Source organism: Alkalimonas delamerensis, from assembly GCF_030717955.1.
Classification (GTDB): domain Bacteria; phylum Pseudomonadota; class Gammaproteobacteria; order Enterobacterales; family Alteromonadaceae; genus Alkalimonas; species Alkalimonas delamerensis.
On record NZ_JAUZVY010000001.1, the window covers coordinates 483,228 to 507,021 of the forward strand.

A 23,794-nucleotide genomic window follows, 5' to 3' on the forward strand; every position below is an offset into this window, starting at 1 on the left:
AGGTTCATCCTTTTGCTCAAGTCAGTTCGACAATTGATGTTGGATCAGGGCTTCCAGTTTGCACTGATCAACGGCGAATTTTCGGATCCCTTCGGCCAGTTTTTCGGTAGCCATGGCATCCTCATTCATGGCCCAGCGAAATGCCGCTTCGGACAGTGGCTTTGGCTTGGCTAAGCTGGCGCCTTCATCTTGCAACATGATGGCCAGTTTGCCTTGCTGCTGTTCCAGCTCTTGCAGCAGGGCCGGGCTGATGGTCAGTCGATCGCAGCCTGCCAGCGCCAGCACTTCACCGGTGTTGCGGAAACTGGCACCCATCACGATGGTGGCATAGCCGTGTTGCTTGTAATAACGGTAGATTTCACGTACCGACTGGACGCCAGGATCGGTTTCAGCACTGTATTCCTGCCCGGTATTGGCTTTGTACCAGTCCAGAATCCGGCCGACGAAAGGGGAGATTAAAAAGACACCGGCTTCGGCGCAGGCGATGGCCTGTGCTTGGTGGAACAGCAGTGTCAGATTGCATTGGATGCCTTCTTGCTCCAGCACCCGGGCCGCCTGGATCCCCTCCCAGGTTGAGGCAATTTTGATCAGCACCCGCTCTGCGCCAACGCCATTCTCCTGATACAAGGCGATGAGCTGACGGGCTTTGTCGATGGTGGCTTGCTGGTCAAAAGACAAACGGGCGTCTACTTCGGTAGAGACCCGGCCTGGCACCAGGCGGCTGATGGCGGTGCCAATTTCGACAGCAAACTTATCACAAGCCAGTTGCAGCTGTGTTGTGGCATCGCTACTTTGAGCGCGGGCATACGCCACGGCCTGAGCCAACAAAGGCTGACTAAAGGCTTGTTGGCTGGCATTGAGCAACAAGGATGGATTGGTGGTAGCATCCACCGGCTTAAATTCGGCAATGGAATCCAAATCACCGGTATCAGCAACCACTGTGGTTACGGCTCTAAGCTGTTCGAGTAATGTGCTCATATTGTTTTATTACCATCATTCTGGCTGAAAAATAGCTTTTACAGCCGCAATCATAAATTAATGTAGGAAAATTACAACATGAAGGTTGCTTTCCCTGCGATCAGTGTGGTCCGAAGCGGGCAAAATCCGTTGCGCAGACCAGCTGATATTACTATAGTGCCATAATTAGCAAACTGCGCGAGCCCGTGCTGGAAACTTATCACAGGATGTCCATGATTTTCCAAAGCAGTTTTTATCAAACCAAACGTATTTTGCTGGTCGAAGATTGTGAGCCGATCCGGGCTTCGATTCGGGGCATGCTACAGCAGATAGGTTTCGAGCAGATTACCGCAGTTGCCGATGCGGCCAGTGCATTGGAGAAAGCCGAACTGACGGCTTTTGATTTTGTGTTGGCCGACGTTCAGCTGGAAAATGGACTCAATGGTGTGCAACTGTTCGAGACGCTGAAAAAGCGCCAGTTGTTGAAAGAAAGCAGTTGCGTGGCACTGATCAGCGCCGACTCGATTCGTAAAGTGGTGTTTGGCATCAGCCAGCGCCAGCCAGATTGCTACATACAAAAACCCTTCACGTATCTGACATTGGAAAAACAATTGGCCAGGGCGATGCAACAGCGTCTGGCCTTGCGCAAGGTGTTTCAGGCACTGCCGGCGAAGCCTGAGCAGGCATTGCTGGAGTGCGACCGGGTGGTGAAAGAGGCGCCGGCGCATGCGCTCCATGCGTTGCGTCTGAAAGGGGAGTTGTTGCTGCAATTAGGTCAGGCGCAACAGGCGGTGGCCTTGTACCAGCAAATCTTGCAAAGCAGGGAGTTAAGCTGGGCCTTGTTGGGCAACGCCATTGCCTTGTTTCAGACTGGGAACAACCAGGCTTTAAAGCAGTTGCAGTTGCTGAGTAAAGCCGAAGAAACCCGACCGGAAGCTCTGGATTGGCTGATACGACTGTCGTTGCAGCAGCAAGAACCCGAGCAAGCGCTGAGTTATGCTCAGGAACTGGCCCGCGCTATGCCACAGTCGGTTGAAGTGGTTCAGGTGCAAGCGCAGCTTGCGGCCTTGTGCCAGGACACCGATGAGGCCATTCGCTATTGGCAAAAAGCCAGCCAACAGCATCGATACAGTGCACTGGATTCGGCGCAGCACTACCTGAACCCAGCTCGGTTGCAGCTGCTGAAAGTGGCGCAGAGCAAGTCGCTGCGACCAGCCAGCTTGCTGGCCAAAGCCGAAGAGTCCTTGCAAGCATTGCCGAAACGTTTTTTGACCGACAGCCTGCAACCTGAACTGCAGCTGGTGCAAGCCCGTATTGCCTTATTGCAGGGGCAGTGGACGCAGGCTCAGCACTATTTGAATGAAGCTTTGCAGCAGGACCCTAACCACTGGTCCTTGGCTGCCCGGGTGGATTTGGCACTGCTGAAACTGGCTTTTGGCGACCAAAAAGGGTTGGAGCAAGTGGCTGCTAAGTTGTCGGTTGCTGCCGTCAGTACGGATTTATCCGGCGCTGTTGAGTCCGCTTTAGCCGCTTTTTGGCAGCAGCAGCTGACGCAGTTATGGTCACAGACGAAGGGCTGGATGCAGCAAGGGCAAAAAGATTACCGGGCTCAATCCTTTGCCCAGGCACTAGGCCGATTGTGGCAGGCTTTTTTGTACATGCCGGCCAATAGCAGCCTGGCGCTTAGTTTGTGGCAAACACTGGCCAACCTGCCACCGGCAGAGAAGTTAAGGCCCATGGCGCAGTTGCTGAGTCAGCTGTTGCAGCAAAGTCAGCTTTCCGGCAGCAATGCCGAACGCTTTACCGCTATTTATCAGCAGTTGGCTGAGCCCTACAAGTTAACCGCTTCGCAGTCGGCCAAAGCCTGACTCGTTAGTGGCAACTTTCATAGTGAACTGAACAGGATACCGAGACAATGTTAATGGTGATTTCGCCAGCCAAAGATCTGGCTATGGACAGAGCAGCGCCTGCTATGGCGTTGACCCAACCGGCCTTGCTGGATGACGCCAGCCGTCTGATTGACGTCTGTCGTCAGCTGACCCCGGTCGATATTGCCCGTTTAATGAAGCTCAGTGATAAGCTGGCCGGGCTGAATGCAGCTCGCTTTGCCGAGTGGCAGCGCCCATTTACCCAGGACAATGCCACCGCAGCCATTTTGGCCTTTAATGGCGATGTTTATCAGGGACTGGATGCGTCCAGCCTGAGCCAACCGCAGTTGGAATTTGCCCAACAGCACCTGCGGATTTTAAGCGGTCTTTACGGCGTGTTGCGACCGCTGGATTTGATGCAAGCGTACCGGCTGGAAATGGGCACCCGCTTGCACACCGAAGCCGGTGAGACCCTCTATGCTTTTTGGCAGGATCGCATCACCGAGCAGCTCAATCAGCAGTTGGCGACCCTTGGCAGTGATCTGTTGCTGAACCTGGCATCGCAGGAGTATTTTAAAGCGGTCCGTCCCAAAGCCCTGAACGCCAGAGTCGTCAATGTACAGTTCAAAGACGCCAAAAATGGTCAGTACAAAGTCATTAGCTTTTATGCGAAAAAAGCCCGGGGCCTGATGGCGCGCTACGTGATTGAACAGCAGGTGGATTCGGTAGAAAAGCTAAAAGCCTTTGATTCTGCAGGCTATTATTTTTGCGCCGCACAATCGACCGAGCAAGAACTGGTTTTCCTGCGGGATCAAGTAGCCTGAGGCCGGGCAATCAAGTAAACTAGCGCCCCTTTTTTTGTGCAGAGGCAAGACCCGCCATGAAGTTTCCCGGCCACCGCAAGATTAAACACTACTTTCCGGTGTCAGCTCCCAAGCCGGAGCTGCCGCGTTTTGAAGTGGATCCGGGACGGGATACCTATGTGGTCGGGCTGGATCAGGTCATTGTCGATGTGGTGGCCAAGGTGGAGGATGCCTTTTTAGCGCAGCATGGCATTGGCAAGGGGCTGTCCAATCTGGTGGCACACGACAAAGCCAATGACATCTACCAGCAATTGCTCAACTGTGGTGCCATTTCGGATCATTTTGCCGGCGGCACCATTGGCAATACCGTGCACAATTACTCGGTGCTGGCCGACGACAAATCGGTGTTATTGGGTGTCATGTCGGCCAATATCACCCTTGGCTCGCCGGCCTATCATTACCTCTGTCATACCAGCAGCAAAGTCGACTTAAACCACCTGCAAGGGGTTACCGGTGATATAGGCCGTGGCATTACCCTGATTACACCCGATGGCGAACGCACCTTTGTGATTGATCCGGGCGATATGGATCAACTGACTCCAGCAGCCATTCCAGCCGAGCTGGTCAGCAACGCCTCGGCACTGGTGCTCAGTGCCTACCCGCTGCGAGCCACCGGTCAGCCGATCATTGCTGCCATGCAGCATACGCTGGAATTGGCCAATCAGCAGCAGGTTCCGGTGGTGATGAGCTTAGGAACCCGTCATCTGGTCGAGGCGTTGCGCGACAGCATTCAGCAGACGGCTATGCAGCATGTGCAAATTCTGGCGATGAATGAGCAGGAAGCCGAAGCGTTAACCGGCTTTGCCGATCCGCTGCTGGCAGCCGAGCAGATTTTGCAGTGGGTCGATATGGTGTTGATTACCGCCGGTGCTAAGGGTCTGTACTTATGCGGTTACACCGACGAGGCGCTAAAACGTGAAACCAGCCATCCGATCAAATCCGGCAGCCTGGCCGACTTTAACCGTTTTGAATTCAGCCGGCCAATGCTCAAACGCGATTGTCAGCAGCCACTGAAAGTCTATTCTCACATCGATCCCTATCTGGGTGGGCCCGAGCGGATAGCCAACACCAACGGGGCCGGTGATGGCGCCCTGGCGGCTTTGCTGCACGATATGGCGGCCAACCACCACCACCGGCAGTTGCAACCCAAATCCAGCAAACACGAGTACCCTTATCTGGCGTATTCCTCTTTTGCCCAAATATGCAAATACGCCAACCGGGTCAGCTATGAAATCCTGGTGCAGTATGGCTCTCGCCTCAGCAAGGGGCTGCCAGAGCGCGAGGACAGCCTGGAAGAAGCCTACTGGGAGCGTTAACTGCACGTTGCTGTTTGGCGTTATCTTGGCTACATTATTCGTAAATCGCAGCAATAAAGCAGGTGACGAATGGACTTACAGCGACTGGAAAAACTGAACGAACTGCGGGAAAAGGGCATTCTCACCGAGCAAGAATACGCCGAGCAAAAGCAGAAAATCCTTGATCAACCCAGTCATGGGCTGACAGAGTTTGTGATGCAAACCAATCACTACAGCATGCTGATGCATCTGGCCCAGCTGTGCGTCTTTATTTTGCCGCTGTTGGGCTGGGTGGTGCCTTTGGTGATGTGGTTGGCGCGCAATGAAGACAGCACCATCGACCGGCACGGCAAGGTGATTTTTAACTGGATATTAAGCGTGGTGTTGTACGGCTTTATTGCGCTGCTGCTAACCGTCATTATCATTGGTTTTCCGATGTTGTTGGCGTTGGTTATCTGTTCCATTGCCTTCACGGTGTTGGGGGCCATCAAAGCCAAAGAGGGTGTGATTGCCAATTACCCGCTGTCGATCCGGTTTTTTCGTGTTGATGCGTCGGAATCTGAGTAAAAAAAATTTTATGCAGTCGCACCCTGCCTTTGGCCGGGCCACTAAGGCTCGCCGGGTGCTGCGCTGCATGAGCATCCATTCTGACTGCATCCTTTAGCACTGCCAGCAGCCGCTATCCGGCCGGGCGCTTGGCGTTGGCGAAAAAACTTGCTATAAATCATTCCAGACGGCTTTACATCCAGAGTAAATGCACTAATCTTTGGATGGCAGCAGTGACTGGTACGAGGTGACGAACAACGATTCTTTTCCGCAACGTCCGCGGATAAAATAGCAGCCCTGTACAAAGCCCGCCTGTGATGAACTGAATCCATCACCCGAATGCACCCTACAACCCATTCAGGAAACGACGATGTCCGATTTTAAAGCGCAAGCTCTGAAATACCATGCCGAACCCAAACCCGGCAAAATCAGCATTGAAATCAGCAAGCCGGCCGAAACGGTCCGCGACTTGGCTCTGGCCTACAGCCCGGGCGTGGCCGAGCCGGTGCGCTGCATTGCAGAAGATCCCAACGATGTGTACAAGTACACCGCCAAAGGCAACCTGGTGGCGGTGATTTCCAATGGCTCGGCCATTCTGGGCCTTGGCAACTTGGGGCCGATGGCGTCCAAGCCGGTGATGGAAGGCAAGGCGCTGCTGTTTAAACGCTTTGCCAACCTGGATTCGATCGACATCGAAGTCAGTCATCGCACCACCGAAGAGTTTATCAACACCGTGGCCAACATCGCCGATACCTTTGGCGGCATCAATCTTGAAGACATCAAAGCGCCAGAGTGCTTTGAGATTGAAAAAGAGCTGATCAAGCGCTGCAACATCCCGGTGTTTCACGACGATCAGCACGGCACTGCCATTGTAACGGCGGCGGGCATGCTGAATGCACTGGAAATTCAGGGCAAAGACATCAGCAAAGCCACCATTGTTTGCATGGGGGCAGGTGCTGCCGCCATTGCCTGCATGGAGTTGCTGATTAAGTGCGGTGCGAAGCGTGAATACATTTACATGCTGGATACCAAAGGCGTGATCCACACCCGCCGCGACGATCTGAACGAGTACAAAAAGCTGTTTGCCAACAACACCGACAAGCGCACGCTGGAAGATGCACTGGAAGGTGCCGATGTCTTTGTCGGTGTCTCCGGGCCGGATGTCTTGCCACCGGAAGCCCTGAAGCTGATGGCCGACAAGCCGGTTATTTTCGCCTGCTCCAACCCGGATCCAGAGATTAAGCCGGAACTGGCTCACGCTACCCGCAGCGATATTATTATGGCCACCGGCCGTTCGGATTACCCAAATCAGGTGAACAACGTGCTTTGCTTCCCGTTTATCTTCCGCGGTGCTTTGGATGTGCGTGCCAGAGAAATTAACGATGAAATGAAAATCGCCGCAGTAGAAGCAATTCGCAGCATTGCCAAAGAGCCGGTGCCAGAGGCGGTATTAAAAGCCGCCGATGTGGCCGCGCTGGAATTTGGCCCGGAGTACATTATTCCCAAGCCGATGGATCCACGGCTGCTGGAGCGGGTTTCCAAAGCCGTATCCGACGCTGCTATCGCCTCCGGTGTCGCTCGAATTTAGCGTGACAGCTCTGCAAAACCGGTAGTACTGCCGTTTCACAAAAAGCACCTGCGGGTGCTTTTTGTGTTTCAGCTAATAAAAAGTGTAGGTGATGAGTTTTCGCAGTGTTATAAAGATGAAATCGAGATGGTGCTTATTTCAGCCTTAGATTGCTAGCCGCAACCAAAAGACGGAATCATGGTTAAATTTTTTGATTACTCAAGCATATTCTTCTTTCTTACGCTTCTAGCATTGTTCCCGATGGCTTTCTTTAGCATAAACATGCTTAAAAAAGCACAAAAGCCAGTACGAGACGTGTTGGGTTGGCCTTTTTATGTGCTTGTACTTTCTATAATTTTAGCGTTCTCTTTGCAGTTGTATGCAAGGGTTAGAATATTTGATTACGTAGATTACGCGCTGATGGCTGAGGACTCTGTCGTGACACTGAACGATGCTTCCGTTTCGGCAGAAATGCGCGAGCAACTGAGGTATGCGTTCGCAAATAGAAAGCAAACTAAGCATCGAGGCTCGCATCCAACAGAACGCAATAGCCTGACAATCCATTTTAATGAGAAGACATTAATTTTGCTGCTCGATAAAGACTCGCGGGATTCTGATTTGTATTGGGTTTTTCTTGAGGGGAGTGCAGTGGGTTCAAACATCACCCTGATAACGCTGGACATAAACCATGTAGAAGATTCCTAGGCTGCCCAAAGAATCGAAGATTATGGCTCGATTGAAACGGTTGCCTGTGCCGGCCCAATGCATCTTGATTTGTGCTCTGCTTTTTCTAGCTTGGCATTTTCGTTATTACACTACTGGTGTGGATGAGGCTGAGCTGTCGAAAGTTGAAGGAACTCTTTATAGCTTCGAGTGCAAGAGCAGATTTCGGGGTTCTGATGACATCGTACTTTATACCTCTTTGAGAGAAGAGGAAATATGGCTGAGAGCGTGGCAAAAGTGTAAAAATCTATCCGATGCTATGTCATATGCAGCTTCGCCACAGGAAGTAATTTTTTATACCCAAAAAACCCGAGGAATATTCAGTACAATAAATAAAACAGATGGGGTTTTAAGGGTTTACGCTGTCGATGTAAAATCCCCAAGGAAACAACTAATTTATCCAGCAAATGGGCTAGGAAAACGTTTAAATCCAAATATATTGGCGATTCTTTTGGCTTGCGTCGCTTTTGTTTTGGCCGATAACCTGCGTGATAAGTGGTGGGATATATATCAAGCTAAGAAAAAATTAAATAGATAATAGCTTATACTAGCTACGAAGCTTCAGGAAATTACGGGATATTCGAGGTCAAAGAAAAATAAAGTAGTCTGATAATTTCACTCTGCTCTAAGATTTATGCCCCCCCAATTTTTATAGTTGGCTTTAGTTGGAAGTATCACAATCTGTTTCACAACAATCTTCAGAGAGTGTAAGAAATTATGGAGATATTGTTTTTTGAGCAGTAATCTGATCGTAGTACTATGCAGGGGGTTGCTTTTTATCAAGTGAATGGCAGAATTGAGTCGATTAAACCTGATAAAGAAATCGAGCCCTAGGAGTATTTGATGAGACTTTTTGAAAGGTTAAATGCAAAGAATATTGTCTTGCTCTTAGTGGCAGGATGGATCGCGAATGGATTGATCAATGTTCTTGGAAAAGGAAGTATTCATGTAAGAGGCACTACCTTTTCAAGGGTAGGAGAACCCGTTTTGTTTTGGTTTTTTGTATTGTTCGGTATTTTCGGCTTAGTATCACTAATTTTTATCGCTTTTTTTGCTGAGAATGAGCAAGAAAAAAAATCAGAGGCTTTAGAAGGGAATAAGTAGTTAACCGCAGTTGTAATTGCTTAAGAGTTATTCATGCCAACTATGCAAAAAATACCAGCAGCCCGGTCAGTGCATCCCGGCAGAAGTGATCAGTGTAAAACAGCAGGAGTGGCAGTGGGAGACTCAGCTTAAGAAATTTGGGGCAGAGAAAATAAATATTCTGACAATTTTACTTTGGCGCAAAAAACAATTGAATTGGGTTCTTTAATGATTGCATCTGAAAAAATAATCTCTATTTGGAAATGGAGCCTATTGTTATTTTTTTTATTTTTAGTTTTGTTTTTCGCGACTGCCCCGGAGCCTGGGAATGACAGTGACTTTATTCATTTGTGCTTTTTCCTTGTGTTGATAGCTAATTCTGTTTTTGTCGTTGCAATTCCACTGCTAGCTTCCTTTGTCATGAAAAAAAGCCTTTCGTTCGCTCTTTTTATTGTTTTGCTTTTTAATATTGTAGGGAGCGTTATTTTATTTTTTGTCTACAGGCGATCTGTTAGAGATGCCGGTTGATATTTTTGAATTTGCAGAAATTTGTGGGGATCCCTTAGGCTAAGCCCCCTAACTTTTAGGTAGCTAATGTGGTAAGCCGCACGCCTATTTATTCCGTGAGTGGTCGTATAGATTCTGCGGAATTAGCAAAGTCTCTTGATAAAAAGGATTAATCCGTGCAAAAAATCCCGACGTTGCCCAAACAATTAAAAGTTATGGCTTGGTTAAAAACTTTGCCGGTGCCGTTACAAATTGTACTGATCGTTATTCTGCTTTATTTAACCTGGCACTTCAGGTACTACACCGATGGTGTCGATGAAGCTGAGCTGATAAAAGTTGAGGGGATACTTTATACCTTTGATTGTGTTCCAAGGCTAACAGGTCAAGATGATATTATTTTATATACCTCTTTAAGAGAAAGGGGAGTTTGGTTCGGTAGTTGGCAGAAATGCAACAACCTAGATTCTATTATGCATCTAGCAAGAGATCCTCAACAAGCTGTATTTTATACTAAAACATATCAAGGGGTACTGAGTCGTGATGCCGAAGGGGCATTATGGATTTATGCAGTAGATCTAGTAAGCCCCAATAAGCCCTTAATTTACCCAGCAAGAGGCTTAGGTGTTCACTACAACCCTAATCCTTGGTGTCTGGCTTTTTTCTTTATTGCACTGGCATTGATAGAGGCACTACGAGAGCGCTGGCTGGATTACAAAAACAAACAACATAAGCAAAAAGCGCGAGATAGACCCCGTACTGGAGATTGATAGATCAAAACCCCAGCGGGGCGAGTAGTGTATTCCGGCAGAAGTGATCAGTGTAAAACAGCTGGGCTGGCAATGCGGTACAGCGCCAGCAGAATGGGGTGCAGTGCAAGTTAAATCCAGCTAAAAAAACCGCAGCTCAGGGCTGCGGTTTTTTTAGCTGGGGCTCGGGTTAATCTTCAGCGTTTTCGGCTTCGATGATTTCCGGGATGGGTTTGCCCATGCTGGTCAGGATATCGCGCACTTCTTGTGGGATCTGATGTGGGCTGTCTTTGCGTAAGTCCTCGTCGCTGGGCAAGGGCTGGCCGGTAAAGGCATGCAAAAACGCCTCGCACAGCAGTTCGCTGTTGGTGGCATGGCGCAGGTTGTTGACCTGACGGCGGGTGCGTTCATCGGTTAAAACTTTCAGCACATTCAGCGGAATGGACACCGTAATTTTTTTTACTTGTTCGGATTTTTTACCGTGCTCCGCATAGGGGTGGATGTATTCACCATTCCATTTAGCCATAACTTTACCTTGTAATTGTCATCATTAGGGGCTTAATTACCAGTCTTGCCTGTCCATTGGGTACTGGTATTAGCAAGTGCCGAAATTTTAACTCTTTTACCGCTTCAGTCAAATAGCCATCCAGCAATATGCATTATCTTAGCAGAGAAAAGTTTTGACATCGCCATTTATCTGGTTATACTTTTAGACGTCTAAACATCTAAAACCATGTGGAGCTGATATGAGCCAACGTCACTTTGCCACCATCGCGGCCAGAGCGGGCATTGCCCAGGATCCTGCCCATGAGGCTGTGACGCCGCCGATGTACCTGACGACAACCTACCGGTTGAAAGCTCTGGGGCAGGCCGGGGCTTATGATTACAGCCGCTCCAACAACCCAACCCGCGATCTGCTGGCCGAGGCGCTGGCGGAGCTGGAAGGCGGAGCCAAAGCCATCGTCACCAACACCGGCATGTCCGCCTGTGTGCTGGCGTTGCAACTGCTAACACCGGAAGACACCCTGGTGATCCCCCACGATTGCTATGGCGGCAGCTACCGGTTGTTTACCAATCTGGCCGAGCGCAAGCGCAGTTTTAAGCTGGAGATTGTAAATTTCCAGCAAGCCGACTGGGCCGAGCGCATTCAGGCCGCCAAGCCTGCGATGATCTGGCTGGAAACACCCAGCAACCCCCTGTTGCAAATTACCGATATCCGGGCGGTGTGCCAGTTGGCCAAACAGCTCGGTTCCAAAGTTGTGGTGGACAACACCTTTCTGACACCGGTGCTGCAACAACCACTGGCTCTGGGAGCCGATATTGTGGTGCACTCCACCACCAAGTACATCAATGGCCACAGCGATGTGGTGGCCGGTGCATTAATTTGCGCCGATCAGGCCATTGGCGAGGAACTCAAGTGGTGGGCCAATTGTCTGGGCATTACCGGGGCGGCTTTTGATGCTTACCTGACGCTACGTGGTTTGCGCACTTTATTGCCCCGGATGCAGCAGCACCAGGCCAACACCGCACGCATAGCCGAATTTTTGCAGCAACAGCCGCTGGTCAGTCAGGTGTATTACCCTGGGCTTGCGCAGCATCCGGGGCATGCTATTGCCAAGGCTCAGCAGCAAGGCTTTGGGGCCATGCTCAGCTTTGACCTGGCGGTGCAGCCGGCGCTGTTGCAGGTGTTTCTGGATGCTTTGCACTGTTTCACACTGGCGCAATCCCTGGGGGGCATTGAAAGCCTGATTTGCCACCCCGGCAGTATGACGCATGCCTCGATGAGCCCGGAAGCACAGAAAACTGCTGGCATAGGGCCAACCTTACTGCGGTTATCGGTCGGGATTGAAGGCATTGAGGATCTGTTGGCCGATCTGGCCCAAGGCTTTGCGGCGCTGGATGCGGCCATCCAGGCAGCCTCGACGCCAACTGGCGGGGCGGGCTCAGCCAAGAATCAGGTCTCGGCCAAGAATAGCAACGCGGAGGCGACCGAAGTGCCGCCGCAGCAAGAATCTTCACAGTCGTTCCGGTTGAATCCGGCTCTGACTGCTTTATGGTGACAGCATGACAACACAAGCTTTAACGACAGCACACTGGGCGGGTTTGGCTCAGGTGCATAAATTTGGTGGAACCAGTCTGGCCGATGCCGGACGTTTTCGTGCTGTGGCGGCCATAGTGCAGCAGCACTGTGCGACGCCAGAGCAGTGCTGGCTGGTGGTTTCTGCCCCCGGCAAAACCACGGACCAGCTGTGCCAGTTGCTGGATATGGCGGCCCGTGGCGAAGCGCTGGAGCCGGTGCTTGCCGAGGTGCAGCACAGTCTGACCACGCTAGTGCAGCAAAGCCTGACCGAGCCTGAGCAAAGCGACGTATTGGCTCAGCTGCAACAATGGTTGGCGCTGTTGCCAGAGCTGGCGCAGGCTGGCCGTGCTGCCGATGTGCTGGCGTTGGGGGAATCGGTATCGGCCTTGTTGCTGAGCCGTTTACTGCGGCAGCTGGGGCTGGCGGCCGATTGGCTCGACAGCCGGCAGTTTTTGACGGTGGATGGTCAGCAAGTCCGCTGGGATCAATCCGAGCAGGACTTACAAGCGCTTTGCCAGCCCGGTATCCGGGTGGTCACTGGCTTCATTGGTCGGGACCTGGCGGGCAACAGTCTGACGCTGGGGCGCAATGGCAGCGATTACTCCGCCACCATTCTTGGCCGACTGGTGCAGGCAGAGCAAGTGACCATCTGGACCGACGTCGATGCCATCTACAGTGGCGATCCTCGTCGTCTGCCGGCTGCAGTGCCGTATCAGCAGGTCAGTTGGCGTCAGGCCTGTTTGCTGGCCGAGCTTGGCAACCCGGTGCTGCATGCCCGAACCTTATCGCCACTGCACAACAGCCAGACCAAATTGCTGGTGCGTTCCAGCTTTGAGCCCGAGCGAAGCGGCTGCCATATCCTGCCGGATGCCGATTGTTTGGCCAGCTTTGTCACCGATTTGCACGACATGGTGCTGCTAAGCATGCATCAATTGCATGGCTTGAATGCCAGCTGGTTGGCCAATGCCTTGCATCAGCCAGTGATTGCGCTGCCACAAAGCTGCGATGCTCATGTTTGGTTGTTACCGGCCAGGGTCGCCGACGAGGCGGTGCAATTGCTGGCCAGGCATCAGGTGCACGCCGTGCATGACACCAGTCGCTATTACGCTGTCGCCTGGTTAAAACCCGCTCAGGTCCAGCAAGCAGACTTGCCAGCCGATGTAGCGGCTTGTGTGAAGCGGCTGGCCCCGGCGCATCGTTATCAAAACCATGAACTGGCCATCTGGCTGTTCGACCAGGAGTTATCTGCGGTGAATCTTGCCCAGCTGCATCAATGCTGTACTCAGCCCCGACCGGAAATTCAATTGATCGTCGCCGGCACCGGCAATGTTGGCGCGGAGTTTTTGCGCTTACTGCCGGGGCATCAGCAGCGTTGTCACAGCCATGCACTGCGCTTGGCTGTGTTGTTTAATTCGCGCCAGATGGTGTTTGAACCAGACAACGGTCTAGAGCTGGCGCAGCAAATGCAGCAGGGCAGGCCATTGGATCAGAAGGCCTTGCTGGCCGAAATCGCTCAGCTGAAGGGGCCAAAGGTTCTGATCGACTTAACCCCAAGCCAACAACTGGCCGAGCAATACCCGGCTTTTATTGAGGCGGGTTGTCATCTCATCAGTGCCAACAAGCAAGGTGTTACCTTGCCAGAAGCCGAGTATCAGGCCATTCTGGACCGTTTGGACCAGCAGCAGCTGCATTGGTACAGCACTACCACGGCTGGCGCCGGTTTGCCGGTGCAACGTGCTTTGCAGGAGCTTCACAGCGCTGGCGATCAGGTACGCCGGATCAGTGGCATTTTTTCCGGCACCTTGTCCTGGTTGCTGTGTCAGTACGATGGCAGCAGTGCCTTTTCCGATCTGCTGCTGCAAGCCAGGGAGCTGGGGTACACCGAGCCGGATCCGCGCGAAGACTTATCTGGCCGTGATGTGCAGCGTAAGTTGCTGGTGCTGGCGCGTACCATGGGGTGCTCGTTGGAGCTGGATGACATTGCACTGGAACCTTTGCTGCCTGAATCACTGGCCGGTGACAGTTGGCAGGCGTTCTGGCAACAGCGCGCTGAATTCGATGCGCTGATGCAGGCCGCCTGGCAACAAGCGCAGCAACAAGGCTTGCAGCTACGCTATGTCGGTGAGCTGTCGCTAACCGAAGCCGGTGTCCAGGCCAGAGTTCGCTTGGTGCAGGTGCCGGCCAGTGATCCGCTGGCGGCCATTTTACCTTGTGACAATGTATTTGTGATTGAATCCGACTGGTACCAGGAGTTGCCTTTGGTGATCAAAGGGCCCGGTGCCGGTCGTACCGTAACCGCTGGCGGCGTGCATGCCGATCTGGCACAGCTTTGTCAGCAGTTGCCCGCTGCTGCCTATTCATCGAGGTTGTCGTAAATGTCCTTTGCCAATGCCCAGTTTTTAGATGCGATCAATCGCAACTTGCAGGATGTTCAAGGAAGAGCCAAAGTCAGCTTTGAGTTTTTCCCACCCAAAACCGAACAGATGGAGCAAACCCTCTGGCAATCGATAGAGCGGTTGGCGCCCTTGGCACCAAGCTTTGTGTCGGTAACCTATGGCGCCAACTCCGGTGAGCGTGACCGTACCCACGACATCATCAAATCCATCAAGCAGCGCACGGGCTTGATTGCTGCCCCGCACTTGACCTGTGTCGATGCCAGCGTCGATGAACTGAAGCAAATTGCCCGCGATTATTGGGACAACGGCATTCGCCACCTTGTCGCCTTGCGTGGTGACTTGCCGCCCGGAACCACAGAAAAACCCGGGCTTTATGCGGCAGATCTGGTTGAAATTTTGCGCTCGGTTGCGGACTTTGACATCTCGGTGGCTGCCTATCCGGAGGTCCATCCGGAAGCGCCCAATGCTCAGTTTGACTTGCTGAATTTAAAGCGCAAAGTGGATGCCGGTGCTTCGCGTGCCATTACCCAGTTCTTTTTCGACGTGGAAAAGTTTTTGCGCTACCGCGATCGCTGTGCTGCTGTTGGCATCGATGTGGATATTATTCCGGGGATTTTGCCAGTCACCAACTTCAAGCAATTGCTCAAATTTGCTGGTTTGACCAACGTGGCAGTGCCAGGCTGGATGCACAAAGCCTATGAAGGGTTGGAGCAGGATGCCACCACCCGCAATTTGGTGGCGGCCAATATTGCGATGGAAATGGTGAAAGTACTGAGCCGGGAAGGGGTGGATCACTTCCATTTTTATACTTTAAACCGCAGTGAACTGAGTTACGCCATCTGTCACCTGCTGGGAGTTCGCCCGGTGAGTGCGAGCGCCTAAAACTGGCTTGTCATCTGTCGGTCATGGAAGGCCGGCAGACTGATTGTTTGATACCTTACCTCTATGGGTAAAAATTCACAAAAATAGCATAATAATTCTTGTATTTTGCTGCCTCAATCCGTAGACTGACGGCTTATCCTGGTATGGAAGGCTGCTGATGTCGTCATCTCAATCTATTGTGTTGTCTAAAAAACGGGCTATCGTGCTGGGCGCTGCCGGCTACAGTGGTGCTGAGCTGGTGCAGCTGCTGAGTCAGCATCCGGCCATCGAGCTGGTGGCTGCTTATGCATCGGCGGGGCGGGAACCCGAAGCCTTTTGTTCGTTGTACCCACGTTACACTGGTCAGCTGGAGCTGCAGGTCCTGCCGTGGCAGGACACCCTGTTGGAAGGGCTCGCTGAGCGCGCCGAGCTGGCCTTTTTGGCCTTACCGCACGAGGCAAGTGAAGCCCTGGCACCGAAACTGCTGGCAGCGGGCCTGGTGGTGTTTGATTTATCCGGTGCCTTCCGGTTAAAAGACCCTGCTTTGTATCCCAAATTTTATGGCTACGATCATGCTCATCCGGATCTGCTGGCACAAGCCCCTTACGGCTTGGCCGAGTGGATATCAACCGACCAGCTAGCGCAGTCGCTGTTTGCTGTGGCGGGCTGTTACCCAACCGCGTCGGCACTGGCCTTGTTGCCATTGGTTCGCGCCGGCCTGTTGGCCGAAGGGGCGGTACCGGTGATCAGTGCGGTCAGTGGTGTCTCCGGTGCCGGCCGTAAAGCCAGCCTCAGCACCTCCTTTTGTGAAGTGGGTTTAGCGGCCTATGGCTTTTTCGGCCACCGTCACCGGCCGGAAATTGAACAGACACTGGGGCGCTCTGTGGTCTTTACCCCACACCTGGGAAATTTTAAGCGGGGCATTCTGGCCACCATTAGTGTTGGCTTAAAGTCCGGAGTCAGTCCGGCGGATGTCAGCGCGGCCTATCTGCATAGTTATCAGCACAAGCCGATGGTGCGCTTAGTTAATCGTTCCCCCAATGTGGCCGATGTGGCTGGTACCGCCTTTTGCGATCTTTACTGGCAGCAGGATGGCCAGCAGCTGGTGGTGGTGTCGGCCATCGATAACCTGTTAAAAGGCGCAGCGGCACAAGCGGTGCAACTGGCCAACCTGAAATTTGGTTTTGGCGAGTCGACTGGCCTGTTGGCAGGAGGGTACCGTGACTGAAGCAACGCCTTTGGTGGTGAAACTTGGAGGGCGCCTGTTGCAGGAGCCTAAGGCCATTGCTGAGCTGCTGGCTGTTTGTCAGCAAATAAAAGCCAACCGGCCACTGCTGCTGGTGCACGGCGGCGGCGCTCAGGTCGAAAGCTGGTTGCATACCTTTGGTTTTGTCACCGAGAAAGTCGATGGTCAGCGGGTTTCGCCACCAGAGCAGATGCCGGTGATTGCCGGGGCTTTGGCCGGTGCGGTCAATGCCGAGTTGGTGGCGCTGGCCGATCAGGCCGGGCTGGCACCGGTCGGGCTGACACTGGGGGCCGGCGGCAGTTGCCGCTTTGAGTGCACCCCAGCGCTGGGCGCTGTCGCCAAAGCTTTGCCAGGACAGCCAGCCTTGCTGCAAAGCTTATTGCAGCAACACTTTACCCCGGTGCTAAGCTCGATTGGTCACTACGACGGCGCCCTGCTGAACGTCAATGCCGATTTGGCGGCAGCTGCCTTGTGTCAATTACTGCAGGGCGACTTGCTGCTGCTGACCGATGTGCCCGGTATTCTGCAAGACGATGGTCGTGTAATGACGAAGCTCAGTGCTGCCGAGGCCAAGGTATTGGTGGCAGAGGGCGTTATTAAAGGCGGCATGAAAGTGAAACTGGATGCGGCCCTGGACACTGCTCAGGCATTGCAACGTCCAATCGTGGTGGCAGGCTGGCAACAGCCGGAACTGTTGCTGCCTTTGTTGGCTGGTCAGGCGGTAGGAACCCGCATTTATCCCTAAAAAAACGAATGAGTACGCTTATGACATCCATGCATCAACTCCTGTCGCTGCAGGAGCTTAATCCGGAACAATTGCAGCAATTGCTGCAGCTGGCATTGCAGGTGAAACAGCAACCTGCCGCGTATCAGCAGGCACTGGCTGGCAAAAGCATTGCGATGTTGTTTGAGAAGCCCTCGCTGCGAACCCGGGTCAGTTTTGATGTTGGTATTCAGAAACTGGGCGGTCACAGCGTCTATCTTGATCAGCAAAACGGCGACCTGGGCGGGCGCGAAACGGTGGAAGACTTTGGCCGTAATTTGGCTTGTTGGACCGATGCCATTGTCGCCCGGGTGTACCGGCAGAGCACGCTGGAGAAACTGGCGGCCAGCAGTGGGATCCCGGTGATCAACGCTCTCAGCGATCTGTACCATCCCTGTCAGGCGCTGGCCGATCTATTGACCTTGCAAGAGACCTTTGGCGATTTACGCAAAGTGCAGCTAGCCTTTGTCGGGGATGGCAACAATGTTTGTCACTCGCTGATGCTGGGCGCTGCTCTGGCCGGCATGTCGCTGGTGGTGATTACGCCACCGAACCACGGACCCGATGGTCATGTGCTGCAGCAGGCTCAGTTACTGGCCGCCAAAACCGGCGCCAAACTGACACTGAGCCACCATTTATCCGAAGCCCATGGCAGCCAGGCGATTTACACCGACACCTGGGTGTCGATGGGAGACTCGATGGATGCCGCTGAGCAGCAGCAGCGCTTTGGTGCCTATCAGCTGTCCAGTGAGGTGCTGGCGCGGCTTGATATCGGCTACCTGATGCATTGCCTGCCAGCCCATCGGGGCCAGGAAGTGACCAGTGAGCTGCTGGACAGCCAGGCTTCTTTGGTGTTGCAACAAGCGGAAAACAGAATGCACGCGCAAAATGCGGTGCTGATCCAACTTTTAGCATGAGGTGCGAGATGAGTGTAAAAAAAGTCGTATTGGCGTACTCCGGTGGTTTGGATACTTCGGCCATCGTGCCTTGGTTAAAAGACAATTATGGCTGTGAAGTGGTGGCTTTTGTGGCCAATGTGGGACAGGGCGATGAGGAGCTGGCCGGAGTGGAAGAAAAAGCCATTGCCTCCGGTGCTTCCAGCTGCTACGTGGTGGACCTGCGTGACGAACTGATGCGTGAAGTGGTCTATCCAACCTTAAAAACCGGAGCGGTCTACGAAGGCCAGTACCTGCTGGGTACTTCGATGGCGCGCCCGGTGATTGCCAGGGCTCAGGTTGAGCTGGCTTTAAAGGTGGGTGCCGATGCGCTCAGTCATGGTTGTACCGGCAAAGGCAACGATCAGGTGCGCTTTGAAGGGGCCTTTGCTGCGCTGGCACCGCAGCTCAAAGTGATTGCTCCCTGGCGGGAATGGGACTTCACTTCCCGTCAGTCCTTGTTGGATTACCTGGCTGAAAAGCAGATCCCAACCACCTCCTCGGCGACCAAAATCTACAGTCGGGATGCCAACTTGTGGCACATTTCACACGAAGGCGGTGAGTTGGAAGATCCCTGGTGCGAGCCGTCCGAGCAAGTCTGGACCTGGACCAAATCACCAGAGCAGGCGCCTGATCACCCTGCCTATGTTGAGTTATCCTTTGCCGAAGGTGAACTGTGCAAAGTCAATGGCCAGGCACTGGAGCCGGTGGATGCCCTGACGTTGTTAAACGCCATTGGTGCTGAGCACGGCATCGGCCGGATTGATATTGTTGAGAACCGTTTGGTGGGCATGAAATCCCGTGGCTGCTATGAAACGCCGGGCGGCACCATTTTGCTGGCGGCGCTGCAGGGGCTGGAAGCGCTGGTGTATGATCGGACAGCGCTGAATTACCGCGAGGAAATTGGCCTTAAGTTTGCGCAGCTGGTGTACGATGGCCGTTGGTTTACTCCCTTAAAAGATGCGCTGTTGGCGGCGGCGAGTAGTTTGGCGCAAGTGCTGACCGGCGATGTGGTGGTTAAGTTGTACAAAGGTCGGGTCACAGTGGCGAAACGTCGCTCGGTTCACAGTCTGTATTCGGAAGCCTTTGCGACCTTTGAAGACGATGAAGTCTACAACCAGCAGGATGCGGCCGGTTTCATCCGGCTGTACAGCCTGGCCAGCCGGATCCGCGCAATGCATGCGGCTGATAGCAAAGCACAGGAGTCCTGATTATGGCGATGTGGGGCGGGCGTTTTACCGAGGCGACGCTGGAGGAGTTCAAGGCTTTTAATGACTCCATTCGCTTTGACTACCAACTGGCGCAGCAGGATATTGCCGCTTCCAAAGTCTGGGCCGCGGGCCTGGCGCAAGCGGGCCTGATTGCTGCAGAGGAAGCCGAGCAGCTGCAACAGGCGTTGCAGCAACTGGCCGATGAGCTGCTGGCAGAGCCGACCTTGCCGGTGACCAGTGGTGAAGAAGACATTCACAGCTGGGTGGAAAGCCAACTGACGGAGCGGCTGGGCGCGGTGGCGCGTAAGCTGCATACCGGCCGCAGCCGCAACGACCTGGTGGCAACCGATTTGCGGCTTTGGACCCGGGCTGCGGCGGCTGGGGTTCGCAGCAGTTTGCTGGGCAGCATTCAGGCATTGCTGAATTTTGCTGAGGCTGCCGGCAGCGCTGTGATGCCGGGTTACACCCATTTGCAGCGTGCTCAGCCTGTAATGGTGGCGCACTGGGCACTGGCCTATGTCGAGATGCTGAAACGCGATCTGGGCCGCTTGGACGATGCCTGCAGTCGGTTGAATGTGTGTCCACTTGGGGCAGGTGCTCTGGCGGGCACTGGTGTACCGGTGGACCGCAGCTGGCTGGCGCAGCAACTAGGTTTTGATGCTGCTGCTGCCAATAGCCTGGATGCAGTGTCGGATCGTGACTTTGTGGTTGAGTTGTCGGCGGCCGCCAGTTTGTGCATGACGCATGTCTCGCGTTTATCCGAAGATGTGATTTTTTTCTGCTCGGGCGAAGCCGGTTTTTTCAAACTGGGCGATGCCATCAGCAGTGGCTCTTCCTTGATGCCGCAAAAGAAAAACCCGGATGTATTTGAGTTGCTGCGCGGAAAAAGTGGCCGCATCTTAGGGCAGCTGGTGGCGATTATTCATGTGCTGAAAGGTTTGCCACTGGCTTACAACAAAGACATGCAGGAAGACAAAGAAGGCTTTTTTGAGCTGATGCAGCAGTGGCAACAGTCGTTGCAGGTATTGGCCACGGTGCTACCGCACTTAACGGTCAAAGCCGGTGTCTGCCGCCAGGCAGCAGAGCTTGGCTACAGCAATGCCACCGATCTGGCGGATTATCTGGTTGGGAAGGGCATTCCGTTTCGTGATGCCCATCATTTGTCCGGTCAGTTGGTGTTGCTGGCATCCCAGCAGCAGTTGCCGCTGGAGCAGTTGCCATTGGCACAGATGCAGCAGATCAGCCCACAGATTGACGACGACGTCTATTCGGCGCTGACACTTGAAGCCGGTATGGCCAGACGCAATGCGTTGGGTGGCACCAGCCCAGAGCAGGTGCAGACCGCTTTAGCTGCAGCCAAAGCCTGGTGCGCAGCACAGTTGTAGCGACAAAAAACGGCCAGCGGTAGAGCTGGCCGTTTTGTTTTGAGTGCTCAATACGCCCTAATCAAAAAGCTCCAGCAGCTCGGTGTCAGGTACTTCATCATCAAAAGAGAAGCTGGGTGATCCTGGCTGGGCATGCTGACTGGGTTCGGTACCGCGCATAAAAAACTCAAACATGCTGGTGTGATCGTTGGCACGGCTTAGCAAGCCCGTCTCAGCATCGATCCGCACTGAGCTGATGCCCGAAGGGGTCTCTGCCGGATCGGCGGGCATATCCTGCATTGCCACTTGCATAAAGCTGATCCAGGCTGGCAGGGCGGTTCGGGCACCGGCCTCCAGGCCACTGCTCTGATCCCGACCAAGGTTGGCGTTCCAGGTAGCCCGGCCCAGGCTGCGGTTGGCATCGTCAAAACCAACCCAGCTGATGCCGACCAGCTGGCGATTGAAACCGGCAAACCAGGTGTCCTTGGAGTCGTTGGTGGTACCGGTTTTCCCGGACAAATCGCGTCGCTGCAAGCTTTGGGCACGCCAGGCGGTACCATTCCAGCCGGTGCCGCGGTTCCAGTTGCCACCGCCCCAAATACTGGTCTTGAGCGCTTCACGAATTAAAAAAGCATTTTGTTCGCTCAGAACCCGTGGCGCGGCCGGCAAGGCAGTGCTGTCGCTGCTTTCTTGCCCGGCATCCAGGGCAGCAAAGAGTTGAGCCAGTTGAGCTTCGCTATCCAGCTCTGCCGGTTGCTCTGCTGTTTCTTGCTGGCATTTTGGGCAAGCAATCCTGGGCTGGTGCTGGTAAATCAGCTCGCCTTCCTCGTTGTAGATGCGGTCAATGACATAGGGATCGACCAGATAGCCGCCGTTGGCAAAAACGGCATAGCCATTGGCCAGCTCCAGCGGCGTTAACGACGCAGAGCCCAAGGAGAGAGTTTCATTGCGTGGCAAATCCTGCTCGGCAAAACCAAAGTTACGCAGGTGGGCAATGGTCTCGTCCAGACCGACACCACGCATTAAGCGCACCGACACGACGTTCTTGGACTTGGCCAGGGCTTCCCGTACCCGGATAGGACCATCGTACACCGCCGGGGAGTTCCTGGGACGCCAGGCAATGCCTGCTCCCTGGTCCCAATGGTGAATGGGAGCGTCGTTGACAATGGAAGCCAGGGTATAACCATGCTCCAGTGCAGCTGAATAGATAAAGGGCTTGATGGTAGAACCGACCTGACGCTTGGCCTGCGTTGCCCGGTTAAACTGGCTTTGGGCAAAGCTAAAGCCACCAACCAGGGCCTGAATGGCGCCGGTATTGGGATCCATCGCGACGAAGGCACTGCTGGCAGCCGGTACCTGACTCAGTTGCCAATGCTCACCATTGTGACGCACCCGAATGTGCATGCCGGGCTGCAGAATATCCGTTGCTTGTCTGGGCGCATGCCCCTGGCGGTGATCGCTGATAAAACTGCGCGCCCACTTTAACCCTTCCCAGGGCAGAGTGATGTGCTGGCCATCGGCCATCAGCACCTGAGCTGTCTGCTCCTCGGTAGCAAGCACCACCGCATGCAGCAGATCTTCCAGGCTGCTTTGCTCAGCTAAATAGCGCAGCAGCTCGGACTCAGGCCAGGCATCCTGGCCTTCTTCGTCATCCTGTTGCCATAACTTGGCTTCCGGCCCCCGGTACCCATGGCGCTCATCGTAGTCGTACAGATTTTGCTGCACGGCGCGACGGGCTGCATCCTGAATCGGTTTGCTCACGGTGGTATGCACTTGCAAGCCTGCACTGTAGGCAAAGTCTTCGCCATACATATCCACCACTTGCTGTCGGACCATTTCGGCGACGTAAGGGGCGGAGGCGGTGATCTGGGCGCCATGGCGGCGGCTAATCACCGGCGCTTGCAGCGCTTCGCGGTACTCCTGCTCGGTAATGTAATTCATCGTCAACATCCGACCGAGCACAATGTTGCGTCGATTGCGTGCATTGGTTGGCGAACGGACAGGGTTTAGTACGGATGGTGCCTGGGGCAAGCCTGCGATAATGGCGATTTCATCCAGTGTTAACTCATCGACGGTTTTACCAAAGTACACCTGAGCCGCAGCACCGACGCCAAATGCACGATGGCCCAGCTCAATTTTATTGAGGTACAACTCGAGGATTTCATCTTTGCTCAGCACCCGCTCAATTTTGACTGCCAGAAAAATTTCTTTAATTTTCCGGATGATTTTCTTTTCACGGGTCAAAAAGAAATTTCGCGCCAATTGTTGGGTGATGGTACTGGCCCCCTGGGTTGCATCGCGGGTGCTGGCGACCACAATGGCGGCCCGCATCATGCCAATCACGTCAAAGCCTGGGTGATCGTAAAAGCGACTGTCTTCTGTAGCCAGGAAGGCCTCAATCAATTGCGGGGGCATTTGATCCAGTGTGAGAGGAATGCGGCGCTGCTCGCCAAACTGCGACATCAGCTCACCATCGGCGGTGAAAACCCGCATTGGGGTTTGCAAACGGACATCTTGCAACTGCCTTACATCAGGCAGATCATCCTTCACATACCAGTAAGCTGCGGCCACCCCCAGGATGGCGACAACAAGCCCAATCAGGCACAAAATCAGTATTTTTTTAAGCCAGGACACCCATCCGCCTCTGTTACAACTGTCAATTTTTCCACTAAACTACTAGTATATAGTCGTTTGTTTTTGAATAAACTCTTTTTATTCCTTTAAAAAGGATCTAAGCTACATTGTATAACAATAACAAATGTAATCACTACGGCTGTGTGTTG

Annotated in this window: 20 protein-coding genes; 17 read left to right on the top strand and 3 right to left on the bottom strand. The window is 53.5% G+C overall.

Annotated elements, in window-relative coordinates:
* Window positions 1-21: 21 nt before the first annotated feature.
* Window positions 22-978, bottom strand: coding sequence for a transaldolase (gene tal, locus Q3O59_RS02250; RefSeq protein WP_305944045.1), 957 nt, complete (start codon window positions 976-978; stop codon window positions 22-24).
* 206 nt (window positions 979-1,184) lie between these two features.
* On the opposite strand from tal, the gene Q3O59_RS02255 reads away from it, so the two are divergent.
* From Q3O59_RS02255 to Q3O59_RS02295, 9 genes are all read left to right on the top strand, one after another.
* Window positions 1,185-2,825, top strand: coding sequence for a response regulator (locus Q3O59_RS02255; RefSeq protein ID WP_305944046.1), 1,641 nt, complete (start codon window positions 1,185-1,187; stop codon window positions 2,823-2,825).
* A 47-nt stretch (window positions 2,826-2,872) separates the two neighbouring features.
* A complete protein-coding gene (yaaA, locus tag Q3O59_RS02260) occupies window positions 2,873-3,649 on the top strand; it encodes a peroxide stress protein YaaA (protein ID WP_305944047.1) in 777 nt (258 codons plus the stop codon).
* 56 nt (window positions 3,650-3,705) lie between these two features.
* On the top strand, window positions 3,706-5,004 hold the full coding sequence (locus tag Q3O59_RS02265) for an inosine/guanosine kinase (RefSeq protein WP_305944048.1): 1,299 nt from the start codon (window positions 3,706-3,708) through the stop codon (window positions 5,002-5,004).
* A 69-nt stretch (window positions 5,005-5,073) separates the two neighbouring features.
* The gene (locus Q3O59_RS02270; protein ID WP_305944049.1) at window positions 5,074-5,550 is read left to right on the top strand and encodes a magnetosome magnetite crystal formation protein family; all 477 of its coding nucleotides are present in this window, start codon (window positions 5,074-5,076) and stop codon (window positions 5,548-5,550) included.
* A gap of 349 nt (window positions 5,551-5,899) precedes the next feature.
* Window positions 5,900-7,117, top strand: coding sequence for a malic enzyme-like NAD(P)-binding protein (locus Q3O59_RS02275; RefSeq protein ID WP_305944050.1), 1,218 nt, complete (start codon window positions 5,900-5,902; stop codon window positions 7,115-7,117).
* Window positions 7,118-7,294: 177 nt separating this feature from the next.
* The gene (locus Q3O59_RS02280) at window positions 7,295-7,801 is read left to right on the top strand and encodes a hypothetical protein (protein WP_305944051.1); all 507 of its coding nucleotides are present in this window, start codon (window positions 7,295-7,297) and stop codon (window positions 7,799-7,801) included.
* Between the two features lie 22 nt (window positions 7,802-7,823).
* The gene (locus Q3O59_RS02285; protein ID WP_305944052.1) at window positions 7,824-8,357 is read left to right on the top strand and encodes a hypothetical protein; all 534 of its coding nucleotides are present in this window, start codon (window positions 7,824-7,826) and stop codon (window positions 8,355-8,357) included.
* Window positions 8,358-8,662: 305 nt separating this feature from the next.
* Complete coding sequence (locus tag Q3O59_RS02290) at window positions 8,663-8,923, top strand: hypothetical protein (protein ID WP_305944053.1); 261 nt, start codon at window positions 8,663-8,665, stop codon at window positions 8,921-8,923.
* A 662-nt stretch (window positions 8,924-9,585) separates the two neighbouring features.
* Window positions 9,586-10,176 carry a hypothetical protein gene (locus Q3O59_RS02295; RefSeq protein ID WP_305944054.1) on the top strand — a complete coding sequence of 197 codons (591 nt, stop codon included), beginning with the start codon at window positions 9,586-9,588 and terminating at the stop codon, window positions 10,174-10,176.
* Window positions 10,177-10,345: 169 nt separating this feature from the next.
* Here Q3O59_RS02295 and metJ read toward each other — a convergent pair whose 3' ends face one another.
* Entirely contained in the window at window positions 10,346-10,681 is a 336-nt protein-coding gene (metJ, locus tag Q3O59_RS02300; protein ID WP_228589434.1) for a met regulon transcriptional regulator MetJ, read from the bottom strand.
* A gap of 220 nt (window positions 10,682-10,901) precedes the next feature.
* On the opposite strand from metJ, the gene metB reads away from it, so the two are divergent.
* From metB to argH, 8 genes are all read left to right on the top strand, one after another.
* Window positions 10,902-12,215, top strand: coding sequence for a cystathionine gamma-synthase (gene metB / locus Q3O59_RS02305; protein WP_305944055.1), 1,314 nt, complete (start codon window positions 10,902-10,904; stop codon window positions 12,213-12,215).
* Window positions 12,216-12,219: 4 nt separating this feature from the next.
* Window positions 12,220-14,610 carry a bifunctional aspartate kinase/homoserine dehydrogenase II gene (gene metL / locus Q3O59_RS02310; RefSeq protein WP_305944056.1) on the top strand — a complete coding sequence of 797 codons (2,391 nt, stop codon included), beginning with the start codon at window positions 12,220-12,222 and terminating at the stop codon, window positions 14,608-14,610.
* The gene (metF, locus tag Q3O59_RS02315; protein ID WP_228589437.1) at window positions 14,611-15,513 is read left to right on the top strand and encodes a methylenetetrahydrofolate reductase; all 903 of its coding nucleotides are present in this window, start codon (window positions 14,611-14,613) and stop codon (window positions 15,511-15,513) included.
* 157 nt (window positions 15,514-15,670) lie between these two features.
* Window positions 15,671-16,720: an N-acetyl-gamma-glutamyl-phosphate reductase gene (gene argC / locus Q3O59_RS02320; RefSeq protein ID WP_305944057.1), complete on the top strand. Its 1,050-nt coding sequence runs from the start codon at window positions 15,671-15,673 to the stop codon at window positions 16,718-16,720.
* Complete coding sequence (gene argB, locus Q3O59_RS02325; RefSeq protein ID WP_305944058.1) at window positions 16,713-17,483, top strand: acetylglutamate kinase; 771 nt, start codon at window positions 16,713-16,715, stop codon at window positions 17,481-17,483. The genes argC and argB overlap by 8 nt, the downstream gene beginning before the upstream one ends.
* Window positions 17,484-17,503: 20 nt before the next feature.
* A complete protein-coding gene (locus Q3O59_RS02330) occupies window positions 17,504-18,418 on the top strand; it encodes an ornithine carbamoyltransferase (protein ID WP_305944059.1) in 915 nt (304 codons plus the stop codon).
* 8 nt (window positions 18,419-18,426) lie between these two features.
* Window positions 18,427-19,647 carry an argininosuccinate synthase gene (locus Q3O59_RS02335; RefSeq protein ID WP_305944060.1) on the top strand — a complete coding sequence of 407 codons (1,221 nt, stop codon included), beginning with the start codon at window positions 18,427-18,429 and terminating at the stop codon, window positions 19,645-19,647.
* Window positions 19,648-19,649: 2 nt separating this feature from the next.
* Window positions 19,650-21,032 (top strand): argininosuccinate lyase, encoded by a 1,383-nt coding sequence (gene argH / locus Q3O59_RS02340; protein WP_305944061.1) that lies wholly within the window; start codon window positions 19,650-19,652, stop codon window positions 21,030-21,032.
* 57 nt (window positions 21,033-21,089) lie between these two features.
* On the opposite strand, the gene Q3O59_RS02345 is transcribed toward argH, so the two are convergent.
* On the bottom strand, window positions 21,090-23,645 hold the full coding sequence (locus Q3O59_RS02345; protein ID WP_305944062.1) for a penicillin-binding protein 1A: 2,556 nt from the start codon (window positions 23,643-23,645) through the stop codon (window positions 21,090-21,092).
* Window positions 23,646-23,794: the final 149 nt, after the last annotated feature.

Coding starts and splice junctions, on each gene's coding strand:
- tal (WP_305944045.1), bottom strand. CDS start 978: ATGAGCACATTACTCGAACAGCTTAGAGCCGTAACCACAGTGGTTGCT.
- Q3O59_RS02255 (WP_305944046.1), top strand. CDS start 1,185: ATGTCCATGATTTTCCAAAGCAGTTTTTATCAAACCAAACGTATTTTG.
- yaaA (WP_305944047.1), top strand. CDS start 2,873: ATGTTAATGGTGATTTCGCCAGCCAAAGATCTGGCTATGGACAGAGCA.
- Q3O59_RS02265 (WP_305944048.1), top strand. CDS start 3,706: ATGAAGTTTCCCGGCCACCGCAAGATTAAACACTACTTTCCGGTGTCA.
- Q3O59_RS02270 (WP_305944049.1), top strand. CDS start 5,074: ATGGACTTACAGCGACTGGAAAAACTGAACGAACTGCGGGAAAAGGGC.
- Q3O59_RS02275 (WP_305944050.1), top strand. CDS start 5,900: ATGTCCGATTTTAAAGCGCAAGCTCTGAAATACCATGCCGAACCCAAA.
- Q3O59_RS02280 (WP_305944051.1), top strand. CDS start 7,295: ATGGTTAAATTTTTTGATTACTCAAGCATATTCTTCTTTCTTACGCTT.
- Q3O59_RS02285 (WP_305944052.1), top strand. CDS start 7,824: ATGGCTCGATTGAAACGGTTGCCTGTGCCGGCCCAATGCATCTTGATT.
- Q3O59_RS02290 (WP_305944053.1), top strand. CDS start 8,663: ATGAGACTTTTTGAAAGGTTAAATGCAAAGAATATTGTCTTGCTCTTA.
- metJ (WP_228589434.1), bottom strand. CDS start 10,681: ATGGCTAAATGGAATGGTGAATACATCCACCCCTATGCGGAGCACGGT.
- metB (WP_305944055.1), top strand. CDS start 10,902: ATGAGCCAACGTCACTTTGCCACCATCGCGGCCAGAGCGGGCATTGCC.
- metL (WP_305944056.1), top strand. CDS start 12,220: ATGACAACACAAGCTTTAACGACAGCACACTGGGCGGGTTTGGCTCAG.
- metF (WP_228589437.1), top strand. CDS start 14,611: ATGTCCTTTGCCAATGCCCAGTTTTTAGATGCGATCAATCGCAACTTG.
- argC (WP_305944057.1), top strand. CDS start 15,671: ATGTCGTCATCTCAATCTATTGTGTTGTCTAAAAAACGGGCTATCGTG.
- Q3O59_RS02330 (WP_305944059.1), top strand. CDS start 17,504: ATGACATCCATGCATCAACTCCTGTCGCTGCAGGAGCTTAATCCGGAA.
- Q3O59_RS02335 (WP_305944060.1), top strand. CDS start 18,427: ATGAGTGTAAAAAAAGTCGTATTGGCGTACTCCGGTGGTTTGGATACT.
- argH (WP_305944061.1), top strand. CDS start 19,650: ATGGCGATGTGGGGCGGGCGTTTTACCGAGGCGACGCTGGAGGAGTTC.